Here is a 25,782-nt window from a genome sequence, read left to right on the forward strand (position 1 = left end):
GCAGGCCATCCGGCAGGGACGGGTGAAGAACCTCGGGTCAGCGCGGTAGCGCGCCCTGCAGGAACAGGTCGACGGCCGCCAGCGCTTGCGCTTCCAGCGTGTCGACATCGGGCAGATGCGGGCCGCCTGCGGCCAGGCGCAGCACCTGGTCGCCGAACAGGCTCATGTAGAACTGGCCGGCAGCGGCCTTGGGCGAGGGCAACTGGAGACGACCGATTGCGACCTGCTGCTCGAAGTAGTCCTCGAGCGTGCGGCGGATCGAGGCCACCACGTGGTCGAAGAACCAGTCGCGCAGCGCGGGGAAGGACTGGCCTTCGCCGATCACGATGCGGTAGACCACCTGCGAGTCGGTACCCGCCATCAGCTGCGCCATGCGGATCGCCACGCGACGCAGTGCCTGTTCCGGCGACAGTTCCGTGAGGTTGAGGTCGCTGAGCACATGGATGTGAAGGTCCATGCGGCGCTCGAGGATGGCGCAGGCCAGGCCTTCCTTGTCGCCGAAGATCCGGTACAGCGTGGCCAGCGAACCGCCGGCGCGCGCCACGATCTCGCTGAGGCGCGCGTGCTGGTAGCCCTTCTCGGCGAACACCTCGGTGGCCGCGTCGAGGAACTTCTCCGCCCGGATTTCGCCGCGACGGCACAGTTCCACCTGCGGGCGCTGCCGCAGGGGCAGGCTGCCGTGGGAGGCATCGCTGAAAACGTTTTCCAGATAGTCGGAGGGAATGCTCACGGAAGTCCCTGCACTGGGCTGGGTAATGATGTTGCGCCCAGCCTAGCAAAAAGGTCGTATCACTGTGGCAACGATATGACGGTCGGTTGACGTCGCCGGCTACAGGTAACGCGTGAAGGCGGGAGTCTCCTGCCAGCGATCGTGCGCGCCGTCGACGAAAGTGACGGGAGCGGCGTCCAGTTCCTCGGGCGTGGCGTTCTCCAGGCACCCCAGGTTGATGCCGTAGACGCGCTCTTCACCCGGCATGTCATTGCCGATCCCGAACGGGCGCACGCCACAGGTCCGGCAGAAGTGATGGGAATTGCGCAGGGTGTTGAAGCGGTACTCGGTCAACTCGCCTTCCCCGGCCAGCAGGCGGAACCGGTCGGGCGTGACGATGGCCGGCCAGAACCGGTTGCGCCGGCAGACCGAGCAGTTGCACCGGTAGGTGGGCAGGGTCAGGTCGATGTCCGCCTCGAAGCGGACCGCGCCGCAATGGCAACTCCCCTGGTAGGTCTTCAGCATGTGCCCTCCGGTGCCGATATCGATCCGGGGGCTGACGGGGTCGCCCCGCCGCTCCCGGCCCAGGGGGTGAGCTTATCGGACCCTTCCACCCGCCGGAGCGATGCATGCTGCAGACCGTCGATGTCGCCGACCTCCGGCCCGGCATGTACGTGCACAAGCTGCTCGGCCCGTGGATGCAGCATCCGTTCTGGCGCACGTCGTTCCTGCTGGACGCCGAGCGCGTCGCCGAACTGCAGGACAGCGGGGTGGAGCAGGTGGTGGTGGACCTCTCGCGCAGCGAGCTGGAGGCTGCCCCGGCCGACACGCCGGACGCCGTTCTTCCCGCGCTGGCGGGAGACGAGGCGCCGCCGGACAGCGCTTCCGAGACGGACACCGACCGTCGCCGGGTGATCGTGGTCGACGGTACCGTCAGCCTGGCGTCCGAACTCTCCCGTGCCCGGCGCATCTGCGACGAAGGCCGCGATGCGGTGGAGGCGATGTTCCGCGAGGTGCGCCTGGGGCGCGGGGTCGACGCCGCTCACGTGATGCCGCTGCTGGACGAGATCACGGGGTCCATCGACCGCCATCCCACCGCGCTCGTCAGCGTGGCGCGGCTGAAGGATGCCGACAGCTATACCTACCTGCACTGCGTGGCCGTCAGTGCGTTGATGACGATGCTGGCCCGCCAGTTGAAGCTGCCTGATGACCAGGTGCGCGAGGCTGCCCTGGGTGGCCTGCTACACGACATGGGCAAGGCCATGCTGCCGATCGAGGTGCTCAACAAGCCGGGCAAGCTGACCGACGAGGAATTCGCCATCGTCCGCCAGCACCCGGTGCATGGCGAACGCCTGTTGCGCGACGGCGGCGTCACCCAGGAAGCAGTGCTGCACATCGCCCGCCACCACCACGAGAAGGTCAACGGCGCCGGCTATCCCCAGCGCTTGTCCGGTGCCGAGCTCCCGCTGCTCACCCGCATGAGCGCCATCTGCGACGTCTACGACGCCATCACGTCGAACCGTCCCTACAAGGCCGGCTGGGATCCCGCTGAATCCCTGCGCCGCATGGCCAGCTGGCAGGGGCACTTCGACGAGACATTGATGAAGTCCTTCGTGCGTAGCGTCGGCATCTATCCGATCGGGGCGCTGGTGCGGCTGTCCAGCGACCGCCTGGCGGTGGTGGTCGAACAGAATCCCGCAACGCTGCTGGCTCCCCGCGTGCGCGTGTTCTACTCGGCCAAGCAGCGCAAGCACGTGCTGATGACCGATCTGGATCTGGCCACGGCCGGCGACCGGGAACGCATCGTCGGCGTCGAGTCGCCGGAGAAGTGGGGCTTCCGCGATCTGGAAAAGGTCTGGTTGCCCTGAGTACGGCGGCTGTCGATGTCCGGCCTTCCCGTTCGTCGCCTGCATGGATCCCGAAGGAGTGACCCATGCAGACCCATACCGGTAGCTGCCATTGCGGCGCCGTCCGCTACGAATGCGATGTCGATCTGTCCGCCGGCACGCGGCGCTGCAACTGCAGCTTCTGCCTGAAGACCCGCATGTGGAAGCTGTTCGTGCTGGGCGAAGGCAGTTTCCGCCTGCTGCAGGGCGCCGACGCGCTGTCCGATTACCGGGCGCGTGATTCGGAATGGCCGCAGGGCCATGTGCACCACTACTTCTGTCGCCATTGCGGCGTGCGTGGCTTCAGCAAGGGCTATCTGGAGATGGCGCCGTTCAACGGCTGGTTCCATGCGGTGAATGTCGCCACCCTGGATGGCCTGGACGACGCGCGGTTCGCCGCCATCCCGGTGCAGTACGAGGATGGCCGCCACGACGACTGGGACCGTCCGCCCGCGCATCCCGGCTACCTGTAGGGCGCGGACTTCCGGCACGTGCCAGCAGGCGGAGGGCGGGCGAGGATGGCCCGTCGGCAGGCTCGTTCCCGTGTCAGGAGACAGGCTGCGCGCCCGGCGCTAGCGCATACAAAGGAGTTCTGATGTCCCTGTTGTCCCTGGTCATGGCGGCGTCTGCCGCCACCGCGCCGGCGCCGCTGGCCGATGCCGCCACGCTGGCGGCGATCGAGGCGACCTGCCTCGACTACGTCGATGGCCAATTGGAGGGTGATCCCGCGCGCGTCGCGCGCGCGCTACATCCCGACCTGGCCAAGCGCGCCGTCACCGGCGACACGCCGGACGAACGCCTCGGCCTGCGCCGCATGTCGAAGGAGGAACTGGTGTCGCTGACGCGGCAGGGCGTGCTGAAGACGCCGAAGGACCAGTGGAACCGCACCTGCCGCATCCTGGATGTCACCGCCGAGACCGCCGCGGTGCGGCTGGAAACACCATGGTTCGTCGACCACTTCCACATGGGCCGCTATGGCGAGCGCTGGATCATCGTCAACGCGTTGTGGCACATGAAGCCGCGGTGATCAGCCGCTGACGCGCACCTTCGCCGCCTTGCGGAACAGCAGGGCGGAGGAGAGCCATGCCACGATATACAGGCCGGTGAAGGCCAGCACGAACGTCGACGACTCCTGCGTGTCCATGCGCATCGCGATGCCGCCCGCCATGGCCTGTGCCGTCGCCATCGCCGCCAGCACGTAGGACATGCCGCGAGCATGCAGGCGCACGAGTCCCGCACCGACCGCGCCGACGACCAGCACGCCCAGGAACAGCAGGTTGGCAGGATGTTCGGGCGCATCTACGATGCCCACCGCCAGGTTCGCCCACAGCAGCAGGAAGGCCGCGCCGATCGCGATCATGCTCGCCAGCAGGTAGCTGGGGACGCGGGCCACCCGCGTGATGGTCTCGAATGCCACGCAGGCGACCAGCAGCATCGCGCCGAAGACCACGAAGTCGCTGCCGGTCCAGGCGACTTCGTCCGTGAAGCGCATCGCCAGCCATGGCGTCAGCAGCAACAGGGCCGCGCCAGCCCAGACAAGAGGACGCAGCACGCGGATCCACGCGACGGCGTTGGGGTAGGTGTCGTGTGTCATGGCCGTGTCTCCGGTGGGGTGTGGCGGAGGCAGGATCGGCTGCCGGCGTGCGCCGGCGACGGGGCGTATGTGAAGTGAGTGCGAAGTCCCGGCGGACTCAGGGCGTGGGGGCCGTCGGCCGGTGCGCGTAACTCAGTACACGGGTGACCTGCCATTGGCCGTCGCGCTCGCGCCAGATCATCACGAAGTCGGCCTCGCCGGCACAGTCTTTCTCCGACAACGCGCAGAATCGATGCGTGCCTTGCGCGATCGCGCCGAATCCCTTGATCGGAAACACCGCCAGCGTGCCCGGTACGCGTTCACGCCGATAGTTCCCGCAAACGTTGGCGCGCGTGCGCTCGATCATCTCGTCGCGCGTCCAGGTGACGCCACCGTTGTCGTGGTAGAACTCCACCGCCTCATCGAAGTAGGTCGCGTGCTTCGCCAGCTGCGCGGGGTCGGCGCAGGTGTTGAAGGCATCGAACACGGCGGTATCCAACGCATCGACCACCTGCGTGAGCTGCTCCGGCGTGCGTTCGGTCGAGGCGGTCGCTTCCACCGCGCCACACAGCAGCACGGTGCCGAGCAGGCCCGACAGTGCGGTCTTCGTCAGTCGCGAACGCACGGCATTCATGCCGTCACCGGGGCGGCGCGCGGACGCCCGCCCAGCAGGCGCGCCGGCAGCATCAGCACCGCATGCAGGAACGCGAACAGCGCCGAGAAGGTGATGCCGACCAGCCGGAACGGCAGCGACAGCAGCCACACCAGCGGCCACGCCACCAGCGCGAGCAGCGCGAGCGGCCAGCACAGTACGAACAGCACGCACCAGGCGAGCAGGGCGATGAGGGTCTTCATGTTCCGGGTCCTCGGGGAAGGCGGGCATCGGCCAGCGGTCGGGACGATGCTGGTGTCCTGGTCCATCGGGGGCAACCGGCGTGCGACGAAACCGGGTCGCCGGCGACCAACCGACCGCCTGCCTGCGTGAATCAGTCCACGCCCATCAGGTCCCGCGTCACCTGCGCGGCGGTGCGTCCTGACAGCGTGCCGGGTCGCGACCCCGACCACAGCGGCGAGAAGTCGTCCCGGCCGCGCGCCTCGGCCGCCGCGCGCAACGGCGCAAGCGCCTGCGAGGCCCAGGGAAAGGACGGCGCCAGATCGGAGAGCGGCCCAAGCTCGCGCATCAGCCGATTGACCAGTCCGCGTGCGGGCCGGCCACTGAAGAGGTTGGTAATCGCGGCGGCGCGCTCCGTCTGCTGCAACGCCGTCCGGTGCACGGGCGAGGTCGTGGCTTCTGGGCAGAGCAGGTAGGCGGTGCCGGCCTGCACCGCGCTGGCGCCGGCCGCGAACAGCGCCTGCACATCGGCCCGATCACCCACGCCCCCGGCGGCGATCACCGGCACGGTCAGCGTCTTCGACAGCATCCCGACCAGTTCACGCGCACCGGTCTGCAACGCCAGGTCCACGGAAAGGAAATGGCCACGGTGGCCCCCCGCGTCGGTGCCCTGGGCGATCACCGCATCCACCCCGCGCGCCTGCAGCCAGCGACCTTCCTCAGCCGTCGTCGCGGACGACAGCACCGTCGCCCCCCAGCCCTTGATCCGCGCCAGCAATGCCGCATCGGGCAGGCCGAAGTGGAAACTCACGACCCTTGGCCGATACGCCTCCAGCAGGTCCACCGTCGCGGCATCGAGCGGGCGGCGGGCGCCTGCCGTGGACATCGGCGGCGGCACGATGCCGTACTCGTCGAAGTACGGTGCGAGTGCATCGCGCCAGCGTTGTTCATCGCCGGCATCGGGCTCCGCCATCGTGTGGCAGAAGAAGTTGAGGTTGACCGGCTGCGGCAACGTGGCGAACGTCTGCAGCGCCGCTTCCAACTGCGCAGGTCCGAGCAGCGCACAAGGCAGGGAGCCCAGTCCGCCGGCTTGCGCGACCGCGATGGCCAGGGCCTCGTCCTGCACGCCTGCCATCGGCGCCTGGATCAGCGGGAGCGGGGTGCCGAGCAGGGAAGCGAGTGATTCCATGGCACCAGCTTACGCCTGCCATGGTGCGCGACGGTGATCCGTGCGTCATCCGCCCGTACATGGCGAGGTGCGTGATGACGGCGCGGCATGTCGCGATAACCACACGCTTGCAGCGGCCCGCCTGTTTTTAACCCGTGGGTAACAGCGCGTTTGGCACGTTGCCATCGCCCACTCCGGAGCATGCCGCCATGCCACACGCTGTCTTCAGATCGCGCGAGGAACTCGATGCGATGGTCGAGCAGATCGACCGGCAACTGGACGTGCTGTACCGCGCATCCGCCGCGGCATCGCGGGCCGAAGTGTGGAATCACCTCGCCGCCGCCGCGCTCAAGCTGGCAGCACCGGAAGACCATGAGTATGTGTATGAGCGCCTGCATGCGGTGTTCAGGACGCATGCGCCCGCAACAGGCGCGCCGTCCGCCGCGTGATGCTATCCGGCGCAACAGAACCGCCCGCTCCAGCCTTGCCTCCTCGCATCGTCCCTGGAGCGTCGAAAGGGTAAGACGCTTCATGTGGACGACACGCTGGCCGGGTCCCGTCACCCGGTCATCGAAGCACGCCGGCGGCTGGAGCGGGCGCACCAGATGTAACGCCGCCGGCCAGGCATGCGAAGTGGCGGCGCGTCATGTCGTCATGCATCGCTGGCATGAGAGCGCCGATGGCAGGCGACGGCGTCCGCAGGCACGGCCTGCGGAACCGTCTCGCGCACATGCAGTCCGGGTCAGAACTGCTTGCTGAGGCTGATGTAGAGGTTGCGCCCCAACCCGGTACGCGTGCTGGTCTCCACGCTCGAGGCGGTCAGCCGTTCCTGGTTGAACACGTTGTTGATGCCCATCAGGAACTGCGTGCTGCCGTCGAAGAACGGCACGTGCGAGCTCGTCGGCCGCCACCGCAACTGCACGTTGGTCTGGGTGAACGACTCGCGCACGTACCAGTACGTGGTGCCCGCAGAGACCAGCGTTTCCGGATCCTGGTCCGGTTTGAACCAGTGGGTCACGTCGGCCGACAGGGTGAAGTCGTCGGCGAACGGCCGCCAGCGCAGGCCCAACCGTGCACGGTCGGCGAACGCGGAGGGACTCTTGCGGCCGGTGACCACGTCGGTCATGTCCAGCGACTCGTAACTGAAGTAGCCACCCCAGCGGTCGCGGTCGTAGGACATCTCCAGTTCGAAGCCTTCGCGGTCCACGCCGTCCACGTTCTCGTAGCGCACGTATTCGCTGTCGGCCGGCGACACCGAACCGTAGTCCACCACCAGCCGGATCATGTCGTCGATACGGCCGGTGAAGTACATCAGCTTGGTGTCGAAGCGGTCGTTGGCGGTCAGCAGTCCGCGCCGGCTCCACGAGAAGCCCGCCTCGTACTCCGACGAGGTTTCCGACTTCAGGTCGGGATTGGGCTGGTACCAGTAGTAGATGTTCAAGGGACCTTCCGATGAGGTCTCGTGCGGGGTCGGCGCGCGGAACGCCTCCGAGTAGTTCGCCAGCAGGGTGAAGCCGTCCGTCACCGCATAGCTCACGCCGACGCGCGGCGAGAAGCGGTTGTTGTCGTAGTCCTCGGAGACGTTCTGCACTTCACGGTCGAAGCGGTCGTAACGGCCGCCCAGCTGCACGGCCAGGCGGTCGTCCAGCCAGCGCGACTCATGCTGCAGGAAGAGGCCCAGGTCGCGATAGCGGTTGGGCATCGAGTTGAAGCTGGTGCGCACGCCATCCAGGATGTAGATGCCGTCCTCTTCGCGGTTCTCGAAGTCGGCGCCGACCAGCAGGCGGTGGCCGATCGTCCCCGTGTCGAACTGCATCAGGTTTTGCAGGCTCAGGCCCCAGCGTTCGTCCAGGTTCTTGTAGTACAGGTCCACGCCGCGCTCGTAACCGCGTTCGTAGAAGCCTTCGGTGCGGTAGGCGCGCGCGGTCAGGTCCAGCCAGGGGTTGCCGGCCGGGTTCAACGTGTAGGCGAGCACCGTGTCCTTCTGGATGCGCTCACCCAGCACGTCGCCATTGGCCGGGCTGGTGGTGGCGTGGTACAGGCTGTTCCAGCCGGTGCGCGCGTCGATGCGGTAATCGAAGTGGCTCAGCGATAGTTTGTGGCCCTCGCCAATGTTCCAGCCCAGCTTCACGAACGTGGTGTCGATTTCCTCGTGGTTGTCGGCCACGTTGTCGCGGGTCCCGTTGGCGTCGGTGATGCGGCCGACCTGTTCCAGGTCCCCGCGCTCGGCGTACTTGGCGAAGGCCAGAAATTCGAAGCGCCCGTTCTGCGGCGCGGCGGCGAAGGCGGCATGCGCCTGGTACTGGTTGTTGGAATCGAAGCGGTAGTTCGTCGCCACGCCCCAGTCGCGTCCCGGCAGGATGAAGTCGGTCGCGTCCTTGGTGGTGCTGCCCACCACGCCGCCGATTGCGCCACCGCCATAGGTGATGCCGGACGAACCGCGCACCACGTCGACCTGCTTCAGCAGGTCGCTGTCCATGCTGAAGCCGGCTACCTGGTTGGCGAACAGGTTGGCGGATCGGCGCACGCCGTCCTGCATCAGGATCACGCGGCTCTCCGAACCATGGCCGAAGCCGCGGATCGAGAATCCCTGGCCGATCGCACGGCCGTTGTCATTGCCGGTATCCACGCCGGGCACCTTCGCCAGCGCCTGAATGATGTCGACATGGTCGTCGAGGTCTTCCGGCACCAGCACCGAGGCCGAGCCCGGATACTTCTGCACATCGATGCCGAAGCGGGTACCGACCACGGTGATGCGTTCCAGTTCGCTGGGCGCGTTCGCCGCGAACGTGGAAGGAGCAGGGCAATCGTCCGGCAGCCGTTGCGTGATGCACGCGGCATCATCGCTGGCACGACACGCTTCGCGTGCCTTCGCCAGCGCATCGGCGCAAGGGGTGGTGTCGTCCTGCGCGCGGGCAGGGGTGGAAAAACTCAGGGCGAGCGCAATCGCTGCGGCAAGCGCAGTGCATTTCATCAGGGATCTCCAGTGAGGTAAGTGTCAGGCGTCGCTGGCTTACGCTCGCTGGCGGCGCGTATGTTACACGCCTGTGATGCTTGTGCCTCATTCCGGTGCAGATGTGTGTGTGCGAACACCTGCGCTTTTTTGCGCAGGCGTTCGCACGGAGGCGATGGCACTATGCAGCTTCACCAGGTGCCGTGATGCCGGAGCCGACGATGACCAATCCGTATTCCGCACCGGAAAGCACCGAAGAGCTGCCTCCGGGCGAACGCTGGCCTTCCACGTTGCTGGCGCCTTTTCTCTCCGCCATCGTGACCATCCCCATCGGTCTGATACTGCTGGGGATGTTCAGGCTGAGACCCGATTTTCTCGTCAGGCTCGACTTCATCCTGCCGTTGATCGCCGGCGCCGCAGTGTCTGCGGTCGTGCTGCGTGGCTATACCAGTGCGAACTGGCTGGTGCGGGTCATCCTGGCGCCGCCGCTGGCCTTTCTCGTGTACTTCCCCATCGACATCGCGGTGATGTACGCATTGAGGTGACCTTCCCGCGATGCCCGCCCATGGCCCGGGTCGATCCGGACAGGGCTGCATCCGTTGCATGCAGCCGCCGGGACGTGCCATTCGGGGGCATTGACCCCGATCAATGGCGGCTCGTTATCATTTGGTAAACTAGCGCCCGTCAGCCGCTGCGACACGCAGTCAGCCACTCCTTCTCTGCATCGCAGGCTGATTCCGTGTTCCCGAGCCGTCCTCTGCGCCGTCATGCGCGCACGCCCCTGTTCCTCTCTCTCGCCGTCCTGTTCGCCCTGCCATCCGTCGCGCTGGCCCAGCAGACCGATGCCGCCACGCAGGAAGCGTCCACCGATCCCGCCACCCTCGATGCCGTGCAGGTCAAGGGCGAGCGGCTGGGGCTGAACCTCAATCTCGACGCCAGTTCCGGCGCACTTGGCACCAAGCGGCTGCTGGACACGCCGTTCTCGGTCACCGTGGTCGAGCAGGACGACATCGAGCGGCGCGGCGCCACCACGCTCGGCCAGGTCTTCATCAACGACCCCTCGGTCTACGCTGCCGAACCGTCGGCCACGACGGCCTGGTGGGGCACGCAGATCCGCGGCATCGGCGTGACCAACCACTACGTCGACGGCGTGCCGATGCTGATGGAGTGGGGTGGGGAATACCCGCTCGAAGCCGTGGAGTCGGTGCAGGCGCTCAAGGGCCTGGGCGGCTTCATGTACGGATTCGGCGCACCCGGCGGCATCATCAGTTACCGCAGCAAGCGGCCTACCGCCTCACCGCTGTTCTCCACCGCGCTCGGCTGGCGCAACGACAATGCGCTCTCGCTGCATGTCGATGCCAGCGATCACCTGGGTGGGCCGGATTCGCTGGGCTACCGCGTGAACCTGGTGAAGGAGGGCGGCGACGCCTACAACGGCGCCGGCATCGACCGCACGCTGATCGCGCTGGCCGTCGACCAGCCCATCGGTGACTCCCTGCTCTGGCACGCGGAAGTGCTGCGCGAAGACAACAAGCTCAAGCACGAGCCGCTGTACTTCTACTGGGACACGTATGCCGGTGACCGCCTGCCCACGCCGACCTACGACTACGAGAACGTCCGCGTCCGCAATTCCTACTACAAGGCGGTGACCAGCCAGGTCACCACCGGCCTGGAATGGCGCATCAACGAACGCTGGAACGTCGACTTCACCGTCGGTGCCGGCCGGCGCGAGCACTACTCCAACAAGATGTTCGCCAACCTGCTCAACGAAGCCGGCGACTACGAAGGCAGCGTGTACAACTTTGCCGGCGATCTGCGCAACAGCGTGGCGCAGGTGCTGGTTACCGGCCACGTCTGGACCGGCAGCCTCCGCCACGACGTGGTGTTCGGCGTGTCGGCCCTGCGCACGTGGGAGCGCTGGGGCAACGACTGGTACTGGAGCAACGATTTCAACGGCAACTTGTACCAGCGGCTGGATTTCCTCTCCACCCACGTGCCGGACTTCAGCTGGGCGCCTTTCAGTTACGACGAGCGCCAGCAGGCGGTGTTCGCCAGCGACACGATCCACTTCGGCGAGCAGTGGCAGGCCATCCTGGGCGCGCGCTACGTGGACTACGAACAGCGCGACCGCGACGGCGATCCCTCCGTCGATTCGCGTTACCACACCTCGGCACTCACGCCGACCGTGGCGGTGATCTACAAGCCGGTGGACGCGGTATCGATCTACGGCAGCTACGTGGAGTCGCTCGAATCCGCCGGCCGCGTCGGTTTCGACAGCGAGCCGCCGTACGCCAATGCCGGCGAGGTGCTGGATGCCACCACCAGCAAGCAGTACGAAATCGGCGCCAAGTACGAGAGCGGCCGCTTCGGTTTCACCGCCGCGGCCTTCCGTGTCGAGCGCGCTGCACAGATCGACCAGTGGCGTGGCGAAGAGCGTTATCTCGTCCAGGACGGCCTGACGCTTTATCGCGGCTTCGAGGCGATCGCCAGCATCGGCATCACCGACCGTCTGGATGTCGGCGTCGGCGGGTTGTGGATGGATGCCAGCCTGGAAGACCTGTCGCCCGAGAGTGCGGACCTGGTCGGCAACCGGCCGGCCGGTTCGTCGCGCCGGCAGTACGTCGCCAACGTCGAATACCGCCCCGCCGTGCTGCATGGCCTCAGCCTGCACGGCAACGTGCGCTACTCCGGCGACCAGTACTACGAAGACGCCAACCGGGTGCTGATCCCCGGCCGCACCGTCGCCGATGCCGGCTTCCAGTACGCCACGACGATCGGCGGCCGCGGCGCCACGCTCACCGGCAACGTCAACAACCTGTTCAACCGCAAGTACTGGAACCTCGACATGCTCGGTGAGGCGCGCAACGTCTCCCTCGACCTGCGTATCGACTGGTAGTCCGTGCGGCGACCGCATCTCTTGCCCGATCCCATTTCTCCCCAGGAACCCACCATGACCCCATCGCTCCGATCCCCGTTCCCCCGTCGCACCGCCTTGGCACTGCATGTCGGCCTGCTGCTCGTCACCCCGATGGCGTGGGCGCAGGAGGCGGACAGCACCGCCGCCGCCACCGAACTCGACAAGGTCGTCGTGGTCGGCGCGATGACGGACATGGAACTCGATCGCCAGGCCATCGAGCGCACGCAGGCGGCGACGCTCGCCGACCTGTTCCGCTCGGTGCCGTCGGTTTCGGTCGGTGGCGGTGTCGGCATCGCGCAGAAAATCTACGTACGCGGCCTTGAAGACTCCATGCTCAACGTCACCGTCGACGGCGCACCGCAGCGAGGCACGCTGTTCCACCACGTCGGCCGCGTGTCGATCGAACCCGAGTTGCTGGAAAGCGTGGATGTACAGGCCGGTGCCGGCGAAGCGACGTCCGGCTTCGGTGCCATCGGCGGCGCGATCCGCTTCCGCACGCGCGATGCGACCGACCTGCTGGAGGAGGGTGAGAACGCCGGCGCCATCATCAAGGCCGGCTGGGCCAGCAACGACGGCTACCGCGTCAGCACCACCGGTTTCGCGCGCCTGCATGGCGACATCGGCCTGCTGGCTTCGTTCGTGCACGTGGACAACGACGACTACGAGGATGGCGACGGCAACACGCTGCGCGGCACCGGCGCGCGCCAGCGCCTGGGCTTCATCAAGGTCGGCGGCGATATCAACGACACCCAACGCTTCACGGCGAGCTATGAAGTGCGTCGCGAAGACGGCGAGTTCGGCCAGCGTCCGAACTGGCCGGTCCGCGAGGGTGAGCGCCTGTTCCCGGTGGAAGGCGAGCGCCGGACCGGCGCGCTGAACTACGGCCACGTGCTGTCCGATGCGCTGGAACTGGAAGCCACCGCGTACTCCACGAAGACCGAGTTCACCCAGGACCGCTATGACCGCTGGGGCCTGTACGGCGCGGACATCGACACCTGGGGCTTCGATCTGCGCGGCACCTGGCGCACCGATGCGCACCGCGTGGTGTTCGGTGTCGAGCACCGCGACGATGAGGTCGTCAGCCGTTATCTGGCGCCGGCCTCGCAGTGGCAGCCGTGGGCGTGGGATCCGGCGATCGGCCGTTTCGTCGAGTCCGGCCAGGTGTGGGGTGTCTACGTGCAGGACCAGTGGCAGGCCACCGATGCGCTGCTGCTCAGTGCCGGTGCGCGCTACGACGCGTACGACCTGGACCTGGATACCTACGGCGGCGGCACCGACAGCGACCACGTCAGCTTCAATGCCGGCGGCAGCTACCGCATCAGCGATGCGTGGACCTTCAACCTGTCGTATGCCGAGGCCTTCCGCGGCAAGGAGATCGGCGATGCCTTCACGCTGGAACAGCGCCCCGGCCGACTGACGCTGGCGCCGGGCCTGCAGCCGGAAACCGTGGACAACGCGGAGATCGGCCTGCAGTACGACAGCGGTGGTTTCAGCGCCTCGGCGGTGTACTACCAGATGACCATCGACGACGTGATCCTCGACCAGCTGGGCAGCGGGCCAGCACCGCAGGGCGCCACCTACTACGAGAACGTCGGCCGCTTCCGCTCCGACGGCATCGAGCTGCGTGCCGGCTACCGCAGTGGCGCGTTCGGCATCGACGGTTACTACAACCGCTACGATTCGAAGCTCAACGGCCATCGCATCGAAGGCTATGAGCACATCGCACTGGGCAACTCGATGGGCGACAACTGGAACCTCACCCTGCGTTACGACCCCAGCACCCGCTTCGGTGTACAGGCCAGCGTGACCCGCGTGGAAGACCTGGACAATATCGAGGTGCTGTTCCGCGAAGCCGAACTGGGCTGGATCGACGGCACGCGCCGCGTGGACAAGCCCGGCTACACGGTGGTCGACGTGTTCGCGCACTGGCAGCCGTTCGCGTCGCAGCGGTTCGAACTGGCGGCGGGCGTCTACAACCTGTTCGACCGCACCTACCGCTCGCATGCCAGCGTCGCCGACTACAGCGGCATTCCCGACTACGAGATCGTGTCCGGTCTCAACGAACCGGGCCGCAACGTCCGCCTGACCGCGTCGTACCGCTTCTGAGCACCCCCTTGCCGCGATCGACCGACACACGCGCGGCGCGCTGGCGCCCGGCGCTGCGCGTGTGGCATCGCTGGTTCGGATTGGGGGCCACGGTGTGGCTGGTGCTGCTGTCGTTGAGCGGCTGCGCCATCGCCTACTACGACGCGCTGGACACCTGGCTCAACCCGGACCTGCGACGCATCGAGGAAACCCGCGTGCTGACGGCACGCGAGATCCCGCTGGCGCACGCACTGGACCAGGCACGGCGCGCGCTGCCGGGCTTCGAACCAAGGCAGGTGCATCTGCCGGAGGCCGGCGGCACGCTGTGGATGCTCGGCCGTGCCAACGATGTGTCGATGCAGCTGTTCGCCGATCCACGCGATGGCCGCGTGCTGGGCTGGCGCGAGAGCGGCAAGCTCGCGCTGGACCGTCGTCACGTGATGGACGTGCTGTACGGCCTGCACGTGGACCTGCTGCTGGGTGCATGGATGACCGCGCTGCTCGGCTTCGTCTCGCTGCTGTGGCTGATCGACCACCTGTTCGCGGTGATGCTGGCGGTGCCGCGCCTGTCGCGCTGGCGCGAGGCCTTCCTGCTGGGCGGTGTGCCCGGCAGCGGGCGGCGACGCTTCGACTGGCACCGGGCACCGGCGATGTGGGCGCTGCCGATCACGCTGGTGCTGGCCTTGACCGGGGTGACGCTGGCCTGGCCCGACGCGAGCCGCGATGCGGTGCGGCTGGTGAGTCCAGTCAGCGAACGACTGGATGAGGACTTTCCGGATCGCGAACCCGCTGCCGCACGGATCAGCGTGGACCACGCCATCGTGCTGGCCGCCGGCGACGCACGCGTGCACAGCGTGCGCCTGCTACCCGACAAGCACGCGTACGCGGTGCGCACCTTCGATGCGCGCGACGTGGACAACCAGGGCCGCCTGTGGACCTACGTCGCGATGGACGACGGCCGCCTGCTTGGCGAGCGCCACGACGTCGGCGACAGTGCGGGCGACACGTTCTTCGCCTGGCAGTACGCGCTGCATTCCGGCCATGCGTTCGGCGCGACCGGGCAGACGCTGGTGTTCCTCGGCGGCGTGGTGACGATCGCCTCGTGCGTGACCGGCTTCGTGCTGTGGTGGCGGAGGAGAGCACGACGGCAGGGGTAGGCGCTTTCATGGGGGCCGAGGCTGGACATGCAGCCTGCGGCGCAACGCCGGTGGTGGAGTGGCCCCCGCAAGAAGCTTCTTCCTCACCCGTCCATGTTGCGACGCACTAGGGACATGCGGTTTTACGGGGCGACGCTTTAGACTCCGCCCATGCGGACCCCGCCCCCCGAACCCCATGCAGACGCGCCGAACCTGGCCCTCGAAGACGAGGTGCGCCAGTTCCGGCTGCTGTTGAACGGCGTTACGGACTACGCGATCTACATGCTGGATCGCGATGGCTACATCAAGACCTGGAACGAGGGCGGCCAGCGCATCAAGGGCTACGCCTCCAGCGAGATCGTCGGCAGCCATTTCTCGCGGTTCTACACCCCCGAGGACATCGACACCGGCGCGCCGCAGCGCGGCCTGGACACGGCCCGTGAGCAGGGGCGCTTTTCCGCGGAAGGCTGGCGACTGCGCAAGGACGGCACCCGCTTCTTCGCCAGCGTGGTGATCGATCCCATCTGGTCGGAGGGCGAACTGATCGGCTACGCCAAGGTGACGCGCGACATCACCGAGCGTGTCGATGCACAACGGCAGATCCACGATGGCCAGCTGGCACTGCTGCAGGCCCAGAAGATGGAAGCCATCGGCAAGCTCACCCTCGGGTTGTCGCACGACTTCAACAACCTGCTCGCGGTGGTGATCAACGCGCTGGACCTGATCGCCATGCGCGTGACCGACGATCCGCGCGTTACCCGCAACGTGGAAGCGGCGCTCAGGGCGGCCGAGCGTGGCGCCCTGCTGACGCGGCAACTGCTGACGTTCGGCCGGGGCCAGAACCTCACGCCGCAGACCACCGACGTCAACCGGGTGCTGCTGGACCTGTCGGAGCTGATGCGTCGCAGCTGTCCCGAGAACATCGCCATCGAATTCTCCTTGTCGCAGGACCTGCCGGCGATCGACGTCGATCGCACGCAACTGGAGGCCGCCGTGCTGAACATGGTGGTCAACAGTCGCGACGCCATGCCGCGCGGCGGCCGTCTCGTCATCGCAACGGGTTCACGGCGGGTGGCGGATCCTTCCACACCGGGCGCACCCGAGCAGAACATGCTGTGCGTCAGCGTCGCCGACGATGGCGAGGGCATCCCGCCCGAACTCCAGCAGCGCGTCTTCGAGCCGTTCTTCACGACCAAGGACATCGGAAAGGGCAGCGGTCTGGGTCTCAGCCAGATCTTCGGTTTCGCCCTGCAGTCGGGCGGGCATGCCGCCCTCAGCAGTACGCCCGGGGAGGGAACAACGGTGTCCGTCTATCTGCCCATGTCGAGCAACGAATCATGACCAAGGTGCTACTGGTGGAAGACGAGCCGGACCTGCTCGCCATGGTGTCCGAGGCGTTGACGCACCACGGGGTCGACGTGATCGAGGCGGAATCCGGCCTGCGGGCCATCGAGCGCCTGCGCACCGACGGCCCGTTCGACCTGCTGGTGTCGGACATCGCCATGCCCGGTGATGTCTCCGGTATCGACGTGGCCAACGCCGTGGTCGATGCCTATCCGCACATGCGGGTGGTGCTGACGTCGGGCCACCCGCTGTCGCACTTTCCTCCGCTGCCGCAGAACGTCCGCTTCCTGCCCAAGCCTTACCGGGTGAAGCAGTTGATGGAGATCGTCCGCACGCTCGCCCCCTGAGCGTCACGGAGGCGGTGTTCCTGACTCAGCAGGGCGGCGGTGCCGCGAACATCCGGCCGGCCACCGCAGGCGTGTAGAAGTCGAGGTAGCGCTGCAGGCCGTGCGGCGGCAGCACTTCCAGCATGAAGCGGTTCTCCACCCAGACTTCCACCAGGTCGAAGACGCCGCCGCGTTCGCAACAGACGCTGCGCCAGCCTTCGGCGCGGCCGATGGCCAGGATCTCCTCGGTGCTCAGCGGGCTGCTCAGCGCCACGTGGAAACCGCTGTGCTGCTGCAGGTCGCCCTCCTGCCGGATCTGCACCTCCCACGGCATCACCTCGGGACCCTGCGCTACGCGGGCCGGGTCCGGCTCGCCTTCGCCGGGCGTATGCGCCGACGCATGAGGCAATACCTCCACGCCACAGCCGGAGCCGTCACGCGCAATGGCGACCCATGCGCCGGGCACCACGGGGAACGGCATCGCCTCGCCGTCGATCAGGCGGGCGAACACTTGGGCGACGCGCTGGGGGTCGCGTGCCGGGAGAGAGAAATGGGCAATCATCGGGTCGTCGTCTTCTGGGGGTGATCAAGGGGCAGGTCGCCGCGGGTGCGGAGATCCCGGGACAGTGTTTCCAGGGCCCAGCCGACGGCGCGCGCTGCCTCCGCGCCGCTCAATCCCCATTGCTCACGCAGGGAGAGCCAGGAATAGGCCGAGTAGAGCAGTTGCAGCACCGCGGCCGCCTGCACGCGGTCGGTGTCCGCCAGCGCCGGGTTGTCGGACTGGACGGCGCGCAGGAACGCCTCGCAGCGCACCTCGTTCTGACTGCTGCGCATGTCGCGGCCGGTCGGACTGACCAGGGTGTTGAGGATGTGGGCGGGCGTAGTGTCGAACGAGGTGAATAGCGGGACCAAACGTTGCGGCATCTCGGCCAGCGTGGCGGGGAATCCGCCGGCCACGCCCTGCTGGTCGTTCATGTGCTGCCACAGCGCCTGGTTGAGGTCCGCACGGCTGGGGAAGTGCCGGTACAGGGTGACCTCGGTGATGCCGGCTTCCTCCGCGATGCGCTTGGTTGTGACGGAAGCGGCCCCGTCCGGGCTGGCTTCCATCAGCGCGGCGGCCGCGTCCAGGATGCGGGCGCGGGTGGCATCGGCCTGCTGGCGTCGCAGGTCGGACGTGTAGGAACGGGTCGGCTTATTCATGTAAGTAAGACTTACATCAATATCATGAGCGGAGCATGAACCCTCCGCTGGTGGCTCATGCGTGGCCGCATGCCCATCGGATCCCGAAGGGCGTTCATCGCAGGCCGCCCGCCACTGCCTTGAGCACCGGTACCTGCAAACCTAAGATGAGGCGGTATCAATGCATGGCATCGCATGTCATGCCCGGTGCCGGACGAACCGGCAGGACCACCGGATGCCGGTCATCCGCCACGCCGGCAGCACAAGGACAGGACGCATGGGTATCGCGACACTCGAACCGCGGCAATGGCTGTCGAAGCACTGGGTCATCCCCGTCATCCTCGCCGTAGTGGCCGGTGATCTGGCCTCGGTCTTCTTTGCCGGCTGGACGGATGCCCGGTTCGTCGAAGCCGCATTGCTGTTCGACTTCGTGGTGCTGCTGCCCTGTCTTTACTGGTGGTGCTACCGCAGCAAGGGTCGGGCGGCGATCGTGCAGGCGGTCGCGCTCGCGTGTTTCGGCGCCTGGTGCATGGGCAAGCTCGTGCCGGTGGAGCACCGGCATCTGGTCGACTGGGTCGGCCGCCTGCGGTATGTCGGCCTGGCTGCCCTGTTGCTGCTGGAGATCAAGCTGGGCGTGATGGTCTACAAGGCCGTCGTCTTTTCCGGCCAATCGAAGCAGGACGCGCAACGCACGTTCGAGTCCGAAGGCATGCCGCGCTGGCTGGCGACGTTCATGGCCTTCGAGGCGTCGCTATGGCGCCGGCTGTGGCTGTTCGTGCAGCGAATCTTTTCCCGCAGCACCCCGTGACCGCGTGGCCGCGCCGGCGCGTCATGCGACGATCGCGCAGCGCATGAGGTAACCGGCGTCGGCGATGACCTCATGGTGCCAGCGCGGCGTCCACGGCGGCGCCGGCATGCAGCGCAGTGGTGTCGAACAGGGGCACGCGCGCATCCTGTGGACCCACCAGCAGGCCGATCTCGGTACAGCCCAGGATGATGGCCTGTGCGCCGCGGGCGACCAGGTCCTCCATGATGCGGCGGTAGGTATCGCGCGACGCATCGCGGATCACGCCGCGACACAGTTCGTCATAGATCACGTCATGCACCACGGTGCGGTCCTCGGCGTCCGGCACGAGCACCCGTAGGCCGTGCCGATCCTGCAGGCGCTGACGATAGAAATCCTGTTCCATCGTGAAGCGCGTGCCCAGCAGGCCGACGGTGCCATGGCCGGCGGTCGTGATGGCGGCGGCGGTGGCATCGGCGATGTGCAGCAGTGGAATCGACACCGCGGCTTCCATCTGCGGGGCCACCTTGTGCATGGTGTTGGTGCACAGCACCAGCAGGTCGGCACCGGCAGCCTGCACGCGACGTGCGGCATCGGCCAGCAGCTCGCCCGCGGTCTGCCAGTCGCCGTCGCGCTGCAATTGCTCGACATCATGGAAGTCGACGCTGTACAGCACCACCTTGGCCGAATGCAGCCCGCCCAGCCGCGCCTTGATGCCCTCGTTGACCAGGCGGTAGTAGGGCACCGTCGATTCCCAGCTCATCCCGCCAATCAGGCCGATCGTCTTCATGCGTGTCCTGCCGCCCATGGATATGGGAAGGGATTATGCGGGCGTCGCACGCCGTGGAGGCTTGAGCGGTTTGACGGGTGAGGGTAGGTTGCGTTGCACGCGCCGCAGCCCGCGGATGTCGAGCCTGATCCCGCCACCCCATTCCATCGAGGATGCGCCGATGAAATATCTGATCTCCTTTCCCAGTGCGGCGATGGTGGTGACCGGCGATGCGCTGGAAGCAGCCAGTCGTGATTCGCATGCGGTGATCGAGGATGCGAAAGCCGCGGGGGTCTACGTCTTTGGCGGCGGCATCGACGAGCGCGTGCCGCCGGTGCTCGTCTCCGGTGACGGTCGCGTGGCCGAGGGAGGCTATCCGTGGGCGCCGCCGCTCAACGGCGGCTTTGCGGTGTTCGAACTGCCTTCGCGCGATGACGCCATCGCCTGGGCCGCACGTATCGCGCAAGCCTGCCGCTGCGATCAGGAACTGCGGGTGTTCGGGTTCGATCCGGCCTCGTGAGGGTAGTGGTGGGAGGCGCACTACGTCGCGCGCCACAGGGCGCGCGGTGATGAAGCAGTTCATCGGATCCCCGCCCACTTCGCGGGGGCACTCAATTCCTACGTGGGGTTTCTATGGATACGGCGAAGCGCTTAAGACATCGAAAGGCGATGCGGGGCTGCCTTGTTGCCGTCGTCGCCCTTGGTCTCGTCGGCTGCAAGATGCGTCCGGCTCTCCTGTCTGCGCGTTCGCACAGCGAACCACAGGAAGAAGTTGTGCAGGTCACGTTGCGGTCTGCCGACGCCGAGAGCATCAAGCGTCGACAGATGCATTTCTCGCTCGTGATCGTCAATTGCACGGGGGCGGAAGATCGCTACCCCGCAGAGGCCAGGATCAGCGGCCAGCGCATCGATGAGTTTCGTTACCCAACGGACGGGGATACTGTGCAGATAACGGGTCGGATTCCCTTAGGGATTTTTGCCCGGTATGCCCAGCCTTGCGCGCTTCTGCAGGGCGGCGGCTACTTCACGGGCACCATCAAGTCGAGCAGGGTGCCCATCGATCGCAGATAGGGGTGTACTGTTCATCCACGCCGGACCACGCTTCGCGGATCGGTCTGACTCAGGCGCCAGGTACCCTATGAAACTTGCCGTAACACTGCTGCTGGCGTCGGTGGCCTGGTCCGCTCAGGCGGCCGGGCCGGCCACACCCCCGTCCGGACTGGTGGAGACATCGTGCTCCTTCATGTTCTCCACGGACGAAGGGGAGTCCAGATTCGTGGAGGTGCCAGGATTGAGCGTGCTGCATCCGCCGGCATCGCAACCGAAGTTGGACGTACAGCTCGATCCGGGCATATCCATGGACGGCGTTGTCTGCTGGCGCTCGCGGGCGGAGATAGGGCCCAATGACGACTGGGCTGCCGGAACCGGCGTTCCTCTGTACATCAAACAGGAAGGCGATGCTGCCGACAGCACCGTTCTTGTGCTGGAGCTCACGGAGGTGGGTTATCGGGTACGCGTTGTTTCCGGGCCGGAACTCTCCAGCGAACAGGCTGACCAGACCGTCTCTCATATTGAGCGCTTCAACTTGCGTCGCTAGAGTGGCGCCGTCAGCCCGTTCGACCCGACGCCGCCTCGTGGGCCGGCATGGTCCAGGCGCTGGCATGCTTTACCCATGGCTTCTACGGAAAGGAACAATGAGCAGGAATCTCGGACTCTCGAACATCTATCTCGGGGTGGGTGCCGCGCTGATCGCCATGGCAGTGATCGCACTGGTCGCCGCGTTTGTTGTTCCATCGGAGGCCGCTTTCTTTGCGATCGGCCAGATAGCCGGTTTCTGTTTCGTCTCGGGCGCGGTGCTGTATGTCATTGGTCGCATTGCGCGAGTCAGGCGCCCGGGTGCCCAGGCCTGACATGTCATTGATGTCGAAGCAGATGGGTCTTCCACTGAAGCCGCTTCTTGGCTCGGCTTGATTCAGGAGTCAGGTGCTTATGAATCTCTCTGACTATTTGATAGACCAACAAGGTCATGACTGGAGCACGATCCTGGCGGACTGGGCGTGGCTGCTGCCAACCGATCTGACGGTGTGGATGGTCAACCGGTTCGGTGATCTGATCTTTGTTCCGGAAGACGGGACTGTCCATTTCCTGGACATCGGTGCCGGTTCGGTCACCCAGCTTGCGCAAAGTCGCGAAGACTTCTCGATGCTCGTTGACCTCTGGGAAAATGCGGACAACTGGCTGTTGATCTCGCTCACTGACGGGTGCGTTGCAGCGGGCCACATGCTCGGTCCCGGTCAGTGCTACACGTTCAAACTCGCGCCGGTCTTTGGCGGCCAATACGCCCTCGACAACATTGCGGTCGGCGACCTGGTCGTCAACTACAGTCTGCTCGCGCAGATTCATAGACAGATAAAGGACCTTCCTGACGGCGCCCAGATCAAGCTTGTGCTGGATGCCTGAGCACGCATTCAGACAGACTGCTGGCCCGACGATCTTGATATCAGGTGCAGCGTTGTCTTCGCCGAAGTGGTTCACGTTATTCAAGCCGAGGTCGCTCTTTGGCGAGGTTTACACTTCAAGTCGTTCGCCACTGATCGGCGTTTTCCCGTCCTGAGTGAGGCGTGCTGCATGCGCAAAGTCGTCCGACCTGTCGCGATCTTCGTCCTGCTTTACCTGATCGCCAGCCTGATCCTCTATCTCGGGATGCCTCATCTCTTGGCGTGGCACGAGGCGGCCTGCGCCTCACCTTCCAGACTGTGTTCGTCTTCCACCCTGTTCCTTTCCTACTGGTGGCTGGCCTGGTTACCCATGCTTGCCATCGTTACCCTACTGATAGACAGGATTCTTGCCAGGCGGCGCGTGGCCTGACATCCAAACAAGTCTGTCCATTGCACTATTCGGTTCAATACAGAAATCAGGTGCCCATGACGGATCCCCGCAAACTTCTGGAAGAACTGGAGCTGGCCTTGCTCGATCCTTCCGGTCGGTCAGACGTATCGCTACTGGACCGGCTGGTTGCCGATGAGTTTGTTGAGGTAGCGGCCAGCGGAAGAACCTTCGGCAAGGACGAGGTGCTCGCCCGCCTGCCATTGGAGACGGGCGTGTCATTCCGTGCGGACGACGTCTCCGTCAATCTGCTCTCGCCGACCGTTGGGCTGGTCACTTACACCACGACACGCACGGCGGATGGCGTGGCGGTTTCCTCACGGCGCTGTTCGATCTGGCGCCTTGCGGGAGACCAGTGGCAGATGGTCTACCATCAGGGGACGCTGGCATAGAAGGCGGATGCCATCCGGGAATTCATCCGGTCTGAACCTGTGTTGCGAATCAACCTGGTCCAGACATCGGTCCACAAACAGGAGGTGGGTATGGTCAGGGCCGTTTTCGTTGCACTCTGCATGTGCTTCCCGCTGTCGGCGATGGCGCAGTCCGCGCCCGATTTCGCCCGGGCCGACGCGCGCGCCGATGCGCAGTGGGAGGATCGCCGCGAAGAGACGTCGGCCTACGCCGAAGCCTGGGCGGCATTCAACAACGCCCATCATCTCGATGAGCGTGACGGCTGCTACTTCAGGGCCGACGGACAACTGACCCAGGTGCTCGAGATCGATGCCAATGGGAAGGTGGTCGGCTACTTCACGGACCAGGACAACGGCCGCTCCCAGTGCTGGCGTACGACGTATCTGGGCGTGGTGTTCCCCAAGCCGCCGTTCGCACCGTACTGGCACAAGCTGGTGATGCAGTGATATCCCATCGGCCCGTCAGTCCGGGCGAGTCGCGCGTCGCGGCTCGTATCAGGCCCCAGCATTGATGGGCATCGAAGATCGCATCATCCAGGCCAGGGGCGGTGGCGTCATCGTGGGGATTCGCGCTGTGCAGGGATGCACGCTTGAAGACGCAGCCGGCCACTTCGGCCTGTTTCCAGAACGTGCGCACTACTTCGAGATCGATGCAGCGGAAGCGCAGGCGGTGCTGGTGGCCGTGCTTTCCCGGGACATGGCGTACGGCATCAATCTTGTTCCGCCGGATGAAGCACAGGCGCTGGCGGCGGCGTTCGTGGGCCAGTTCGCGAAGGAGTCAGCCGGGTACTACACCAACGGCGACTATGGAAAGCCGAAGACCACATCCGGCGTTGGTCCGGGCTGGAATCCGGTAACGGACGCCACGTTCGATACGGGCGTGCTTGTGGTCTCGCCCTCGCGGATCGCGTGCGCATGGTTCATGGATGAGGACTAGCGCCTCGTGTTGGCGCGGCGCCCAGATAGTGGGTGTACCCCGGATGAGTCGATCCAGCGCATCGCGTGGCGGGTAGAATCGGGCCTCCTGTGCGAGAGGTCGTCATGAAGAAGGATCTACCTTGGACTGCCGTGGAACCGGCCGGGGACCGATACTTGGGAAATGTCGCCCGGGAGTACCTGGCAGAGCGCGTCGACAAGCCGGTGTGGGCTGCTGAAGACCGGGCGGTTCGCGACTATCTTTCTTCGCTGTCGCCCGGCGCTCGCGTCCTGGACGTCCCGTTCGGCACTGGTCGTTTCGCCCCCGTCTATCTCGAGCGTGGCTTGCAGGTCGCCGGGATCGATATTTCGGCTGACATGCTCTCGGTCGCACGCGAGGAGTTCGGTCCTGCGATCGACCATATGGATATCCGGGTGGGCGACGCGCTGAGCCTGCCATTTGAGGATGGAGTGTTCGATGCCGTTGTGTCGATCCGTTTCCTTGAGTCGATCATCCCTTGGGCAGACGTCGAAGCTTGCCTGCGCGAGTTCGCGCGCGTCTGCCGTGGTATCGCGGTCGTGCGCCTCAACAATCGGCTCGACACCCAGCCGCCCGCAGTGGCGCCTGCTCCGTCCGAACGCATGGGATCGAGGTTCTATCTCCCCGAAGTCACCGCCCTTGTCGAGCGCTGCGGCTGGCGTCTTGCCGACAGTGTCGTCGTGCAGATGGACAAGGACGGAAAGGGCGAGAAGCGCGTGGCGCTTCTGCAGCGACTCACCCCCTGACCTGGCCGGATGCGTAATGACGGCGTGCTGATCTGGGGCTCGGGCCGGTTTGCTCCGTGCAGCCTGCTGTAGGACCGGGAGCACTTCATCCTGGCTTGTCGAGCCCGTGCCGGGGATGGTCGTCCGACAGCGCATCGCGGGATAGCTTGACCAGGTGCGGCACTGTCCTGCCCACGGCACGCATCGACGGCGACTGCGCAAAAAATGCATAGCCCGGAAACGACGAAGGCCCGAAAACGGGCCTAAGTCACTGGTGCCGAAGGTGGGACTCGAACCCACACGCTTTTAAGGGCGGCGGATTTTGAGTCCGCTGCGTCTACCATTCCGCCACTTCGGCGCGGAGGCGGAGTATAGCTGAGCCCGGCCCCCCACCGACAGGGGCACGGTCCCGAAGCGCTTCAGTTGACCTGGTCGGTGCCCAGCAGGCGCTCGCCGCGACGCTGCCAGCCGTCCTTGCCAGCCTCTTCCTCCGGCGTGAAGATCCCGCAGCGGACCATCGTGCGCTGGTAGACGTGCAGGCTGACCGCGATCGCCTTGTCGCTGGGATTGCGAATGGTGTGGTACTCGTGCGGCGGAATCAGGCTGCCTGCCGATCCCGTGCCGGCCTCGATGGTGCCGGCGGGAACGAAGCGGTAACGCACGTCATCGTGCTCGGCCAGTTCGTACTGGGTGATCTCCAGCCGGCCGCGCCACACGCCCTCCACGCACCACATGCCCGAATGGTCGTGGATCTTGGTGCCCTGGCCCGGGCCCCAGGTCATCGCGATGACGCTGTAGCCGTGCTCCGGGCTGGTGTACAGCTCGCGCCGCGCGTAGTGGTCGGAGATGGGCTCCAGCACGCAGGACGGCAGGCTGACCTCTTCGTCGCAGATCAGTTCGCACAGCGACTTGCGCAGCGCATCGGTGACGGCGCGGTCGTCGCCCAGGGTGACGGCGGCGTCCAGCGAGGCGATCAGCTTGTCGGCGCCGGGGAAATCGAGGGTCATGGCACGGCCCGCAGAAGAATGTGGGGCCATTTTAGCCGGCTGGGCCGAGGAGGGTGTCGTGCGCTGCGGAATGGTCGGCTTTTCCCCTCTCCCCGCGCGCGGGGAGAGGGTGCCGAAGGCGGGTGAGGGGCGAACGGA

General features: G+C 66.1%; 32 protein-coding genes and 1 tRNA gene. 21 read left to right on the forward strand and 12 right to left on the reverse strand.

The features are described 5' to 3' along the window. Positions 1–37 precede the first annotated feature (37 nt). Both IB225_RS13635 and IB225_RS13640 read right to left on the reverse strand, forming a co-directional pair. Positions 38–730 (reverse strand): TetR/AcrR family transcriptional regulator, encoded by a 693-nt coding sequence (locus IB225_RS13635; RefSeq protein WP_192311741.1) that lies wholly within the window; start codon positions 728–730, stop codon positions 38–40. 99 nt (positions 731–829) lie between these two features. Beyond that, positions 830–1,234 carry a GFA family protein gene (locus IB225_RS13640; RefSeq protein WP_192311742.1) on the reverse strand — a complete coding sequence of 135 codons (405 nt, stop codon included), beginning with the start codon at positions 1,232–1,234 and terminating at the stop codon, positions 830–832. Positions 1,235–1,338: 104 nt separating this feature from the next. Between IB225_RS13640 and IB225_RS13645 the strand changes: the two genes are divergently transcribed. From IB225_RS13645 to IB225_RS13655, 3 genes are all read left to right on the forward strand, one after another. After that, positions 1,339–2,577 (forward strand): HD-GYP domain-containing protein, encoded by a 1,239-nt coding sequence (locus IB225_RS13645; protein ID WP_192311743.1) that lies wholly within the window; start codon positions 1,339–1,341, stop codon positions 2,575–2,577. A gap of 65 nt (positions 2,578–2,642) precedes the next feature. Then, positions 2,643–3,068: a GFA family protein gene (locus IB225_RS13650; RefSeq protein ID WP_192311744.1), complete on the forward strand. Its 426-nt coding sequence runs from the start codon at positions 2,643–2,645 to the stop codon at positions 3,066–3,068. 122 nt (positions 3,069–3,190) lie between these two features. Further along, positions 3,191–3,622 carry a nuclear transport factor 2 family protein gene (locus IB225_RS13655; RefSeq protein ID WP_192311745.1) on the forward strand — a complete coding sequence of 144 codons (432 nt, stop codon included), beginning with the start codon at positions 3,191–3,193 and terminating at the stop codon, positions 3,620–3,622. Here IB225_RS13655 and IB225_RS13660 read toward each other — a convergent pair whose 3' ends face one another. The 4 genes from IB225_RS13660 to IB225_RS13675 form a co-directional block, all read right to left on the reverse strand. Continuing rightward, the gene (locus tag IB225_RS13660; protein WP_192311746.1) at positions 3,623–4,189 is read right to left on the reverse strand and encodes a hypothetical protein; all 567 of its coding nucleotides are present in this window, start codon (positions 4,187–4,189) and stop codon (positions 3,623–3,625) included. Positions 4,190–4,286: 97 nt separating this feature from the next. Next, a complete protein-coding gene (locus tag IB225_RS13665; protein WP_192311747.1) occupies positions 4,287–4,802 on the reverse strand; it encodes a nuclear transport factor 2 family protein in 516 nt (171 codons plus the stop codon). Then, positions 4,799–5,023: a hypothetical protein gene (locus tag IB225_RS13670; protein WP_192311748.1), complete on the reverse strand. Its 225-nt coding sequence runs from the start codon at positions 5,021–5,023 to the stop codon at positions 4,799–4,801. The genes IB225_RS13665 and IB225_RS13670 overlap by 4 nt, the downstream gene beginning before the upstream one ends. 131 nt (positions 5,024–5,154) lie before the next feature. After that, positions 5,155–6,189 carry a nitronate monooxygenase gene (locus IB225_RS13675; protein ID WP_192311749.1) on the reverse strand — a complete coding sequence of 345 codons (1,035 nt, stop codon included), beginning with the start codon at positions 6,187–6,189 and terminating at the stop codon, positions 5,155–5,157. A 188-nt stretch (positions 6,190–6,377) separates the two neighbouring features. Between IB225_RS13675 and IB225_RS13680 the strand changes: the two genes are divergently transcribed. After that, entirely contained in the window at positions 6,378–6,617 is a 240-nt protein-coding gene (locus tag IB225_RS13680) for a hypothetical protein (RefSeq protein ID WP_192311750.1), read from the forward strand. Positions 6,618–6,910: 293 nt separating this feature from the next. On the opposite strand, the gene IB225_RS13685 is transcribed toward IB225_RS13680, so the two are convergent. Beyond that, positions 6,911–9,142, reverse strand: coding sequence for a TonB-dependent receptor (locus tag IB225_RS13685; RefSeq protein WP_192311751.1), 2,232 nt, complete (start codon positions 9,140–9,142; stop codon positions 6,911–6,913). A 200-nt stretch (positions 9,143–9,342) separates the two neighbouring features. On the opposite strand from IB225_RS13685, the gene IB225_RS13690 reads away from it, so the two are divergent. From IB225_RS13690 to IB225_RS13715, 6 genes are all read left to right on the forward strand, one after another. Next, positions 9,343–9,666: a hypothetical protein gene (locus IB225_RS13690; RefSeq protein ID WP_192311752.1), complete on the forward strand. Its 324-nt coding sequence runs from the start codon at positions 9,343–9,345 to the stop codon at positions 9,664–9,666. Between the two features lie 194 nt (positions 9,667–9,860). After that, positions 9,861–12,017: a TonB-dependent siderophore receptor gene (locus tag IB225_RS13695; RefSeq protein ID WP_345776618.1), complete on the forward strand. Its 2,157-nt coding sequence runs from the start codon at positions 9,861–9,863 to the stop codon at positions 12,015–12,017. Positions 12,018–12,071: 54 nt separating this feature from the next. Next, complete coding sequence (locus tag IB225_RS13700; protein WP_192311753.1) at positions 12,072–14,144, forward strand: TonB-dependent receptor; 2,073 nt, start codon at positions 12,072–12,074, stop codon at positions 14,142–14,144. 8 nt (positions 14,145–14,152) lie between these two features. Continuing rightward, the gene (locus tag IB225_RS13705; RefSeq protein WP_225583751.1) at positions 14,153–15,280 is read left to right on the forward strand and encodes a PepSY-associated TM helix domain-containing protein; all 1,128 of its coding nucleotides are present in this window, start codon (positions 14,153–14,155) and stop codon (positions 15,278–15,280) included. 150 nt (positions 15,281–15,430) lie between these two features. After that, positions 15,431–16,600, forward strand: coding sequence for a PAS domain-containing sensor histidine kinase (locus IB225_RS13710; protein WP_192311754.1), 1,170 nt, complete (start codon positions 15,431–15,433; stop codon positions 16,598–16,600). After that, the gene (locus IB225_RS13715) at positions 16,597–16,950 is read left to right on the forward strand and encodes a response regulator (RefSeq protein ID WP_192311755.1); all 354 of its coding nucleotides are present in this window, start codon (positions 16,597–16,599) and stop codon (positions 16,948–16,950) included. Before IB225_RS13710 ends, IB225_RS13715 begins: the two co-directional genes overlap by 4 nt. A gap of 25 nt (positions 16,951–16,975) precedes the next feature. On the opposite strand, the gene IB225_RS13720 is transcribed toward IB225_RS13715, so the two are convergent. Both IB225_RS13720 and IB225_RS13725 read right to left on the reverse strand, forming a co-directional pair. Beyond that, complete coding sequence (locus IB225_RS13720) at positions 16,976–17,491, reverse strand: hypothetical protein (protein WP_192311756.1); 516 nt, start codon at positions 17,489–17,491, stop codon at positions 16,976–16,978. Further along, on the reverse strand, positions 17,488–18,129 hold the full coding sequence (locus IB225_RS13725) for a TetR/AcrR family transcriptional regulator (RefSeq protein WP_192311757.1): 642 nt from the start codon (positions 18,127–18,129) through the stop codon (positions 17,488–17,490). Before IB225_RS13725 ends, IB225_RS13720 begins: the two co-directional genes overlap by 4 nt. Positions 18,130–18,385: 256 nt before the next feature. Here IB225_RS13725 and IB225_RS13730 point away from each other — a divergent pair, with 256 nt between their 5' ends. Further along, positions 18,386–18,916 (forward strand): hypothetical protein, encoded by a 531-nt coding sequence (locus IB225_RS13730; RefSeq protein WP_192311758.1) that lies wholly within the window; start codon positions 18,386–18,388, stop codon positions 18,914–18,916. A 70-nt stretch (positions 18,917–18,986) separates the two neighbouring features. Here the strand turns inward: IB225_RS13730 and IB225_RS13735 are convergent, their stop codons facing one another. Beyond that, positions 18,987–19,682 carry an aspartate/glutamate racemase family protein gene (locus IB225_RS13735; protein WP_192311759.1) on the reverse strand — a complete coding sequence of 232 codons (696 nt, stop codon included), beginning with the start codon at positions 19,680–19,682 and terminating at the stop codon, positions 18,987–18,989. A gap of 160 nt (positions 19,683–19,842) precedes the next feature. Between IB225_RS13735 and IB225_RS13740 the strand changes: the two genes are divergently transcribed. From IB225_RS13740 to IB225_RS13785, 10 genes are all read left to right on the forward strand, one after another. Then, positions 19,843–20,181, forward strand: a complete 339-nt coding sequence (locus IB225_RS13740) for a YciI family protein (RefSeq protein ID WP_192311760.1) — start codon at positions 19,843–19,845, stop codon at positions 20,179–20,181. Between the two features lie 113 nt (positions 20,182–20,294). Then, positions 20,295–20,732 carry a hypothetical protein gene (locus IB225_RS13745; RefSeq protein ID WP_192311761.1) on the forward strand — a complete coding sequence of 146 codons (438 nt, stop codon included), beginning with the start codon at positions 20,295–20,297 and terminating at the stop codon, positions 20,730–20,732. Positions 20,733–20,799: 67 nt separating this feature from the next. Next, positions 20,800–21,258, forward strand: a complete 459-nt coding sequence (locus tag IB225_RS13750) for a hypothetical protein (protein ID WP_192311762.1) — start codon at positions 20,800–20,802, stop codon at positions 21,256–21,258. Positions 21,259–21,355: 97 nt separating this feature from the next. Continuing rightward, positions 21,356–21,571 carry a hypothetical protein gene (locus IB225_RS13755; protein ID WP_192311763.1) on the forward strand — a complete coding sequence of 72 codons (216 nt, stop codon included), beginning with the start codon at positions 21,356–21,358 and terminating at the stop codon, positions 21,569–21,571. 79 nt (positions 21,572–21,650) lie between these two features. Then, positions 21,651–22,121 carry a T6SS immunity protein Tdi1 domain-containing protein gene (locus tag IB225_RS13760; RefSeq protein WP_192311764.1) on the forward strand — a complete coding sequence of 157 codons (471 nt, stop codon included), beginning with the start codon at positions 21,651–21,653 and terminating at the stop codon, positions 22,119–22,121. A 168-nt stretch (positions 22,122–22,289) separates the two neighbouring features. Beyond that, positions 22,290–22,529 (forward strand): hypothetical protein, encoded by a 240-nt coding sequence (locus tag IB225_RS13765; protein WP_192311765.1) that lies wholly within the window; start codon positions 22,290–22,292, stop codon positions 22,527–22,529. 56 nt (positions 22,530–22,585) lie between these two features. After that, positions 22,586–22,939 carry a nuclear transport factor 2 family protein gene (locus IB225_RS13770; RefSeq protein ID WP_192311766.1) on the forward strand — a complete coding sequence of 118 codons (354 nt, stop codon included), beginning with the start codon at positions 22,586–22,588 and terminating at the stop codon, positions 22,937–22,939. A gap of 90 nt (positions 22,940–23,029) precedes the next feature. Then, positions 23,030–23,404 carry a hypothetical protein gene (locus IB225_RS13775; RefSeq protein WP_192311767.1) on the forward strand — a complete coding sequence of 125 codons (375 nt, stop codon included), beginning with the start codon at positions 23,030–23,032 and terminating at the stop codon, positions 23,402–23,404. 64 nt (positions 23,405–23,468) lie between these two features. Beyond that, the gene (locus IB225_RS13780) at positions 23,469–23,894 is read left to right on the forward strand and encodes a hypothetical protein (RefSeq protein WP_192311768.1); all 426 of its coding nucleotides are present in this window, start codon (positions 23,469–23,471) and stop codon (positions 23,892–23,894) included. Positions 23,895–23,998: 104 nt separating this feature from the next. After that, entirely contained in the window at positions 23,999–24,658 is a 660-nt protein-coding gene (locus IB225_RS13785) for a class I SAM-dependent methyltransferase (protein ID WP_192311769.1), read from the forward strand. 251 nt (positions 24,659–24,909) lie between these two features. Here the strand turns inward: IB225_RS13785 and IB225_RS13790 are convergent. Together IB225_RS13790 and IB225_RS13795 are read right to left on the reverse strand one after the other, a co-directional pair. Continuing rightward, a tRNA-Leu gene (locus IB225_RS13790) sits at positions 24,910–24,995 on the reverse strand. A gap of 61 nt (positions 24,996–25,056) precedes the next feature. Beyond that, a complete protein-coding gene (locus IB225_RS13795; RefSeq protein ID WP_192311770.1) occupies positions 25,057–25,644 on the reverse strand; it encodes a cysteine dioxygenase family protein in 588 nt (195 codons plus the stop codon). Positions 25,645–25,782: the final 138 nt, after the last annotated feature.

It is taken from the genome of Pseudoxanthomonas sp. PXM02, from assembly GCF_014851805.1.
GTDB lineage: Bacteria > Pseudomonadota > Gammaproteobacteria > Xanthomonadales > Xanthomonadaceae > Pseudoxanthomonas_A.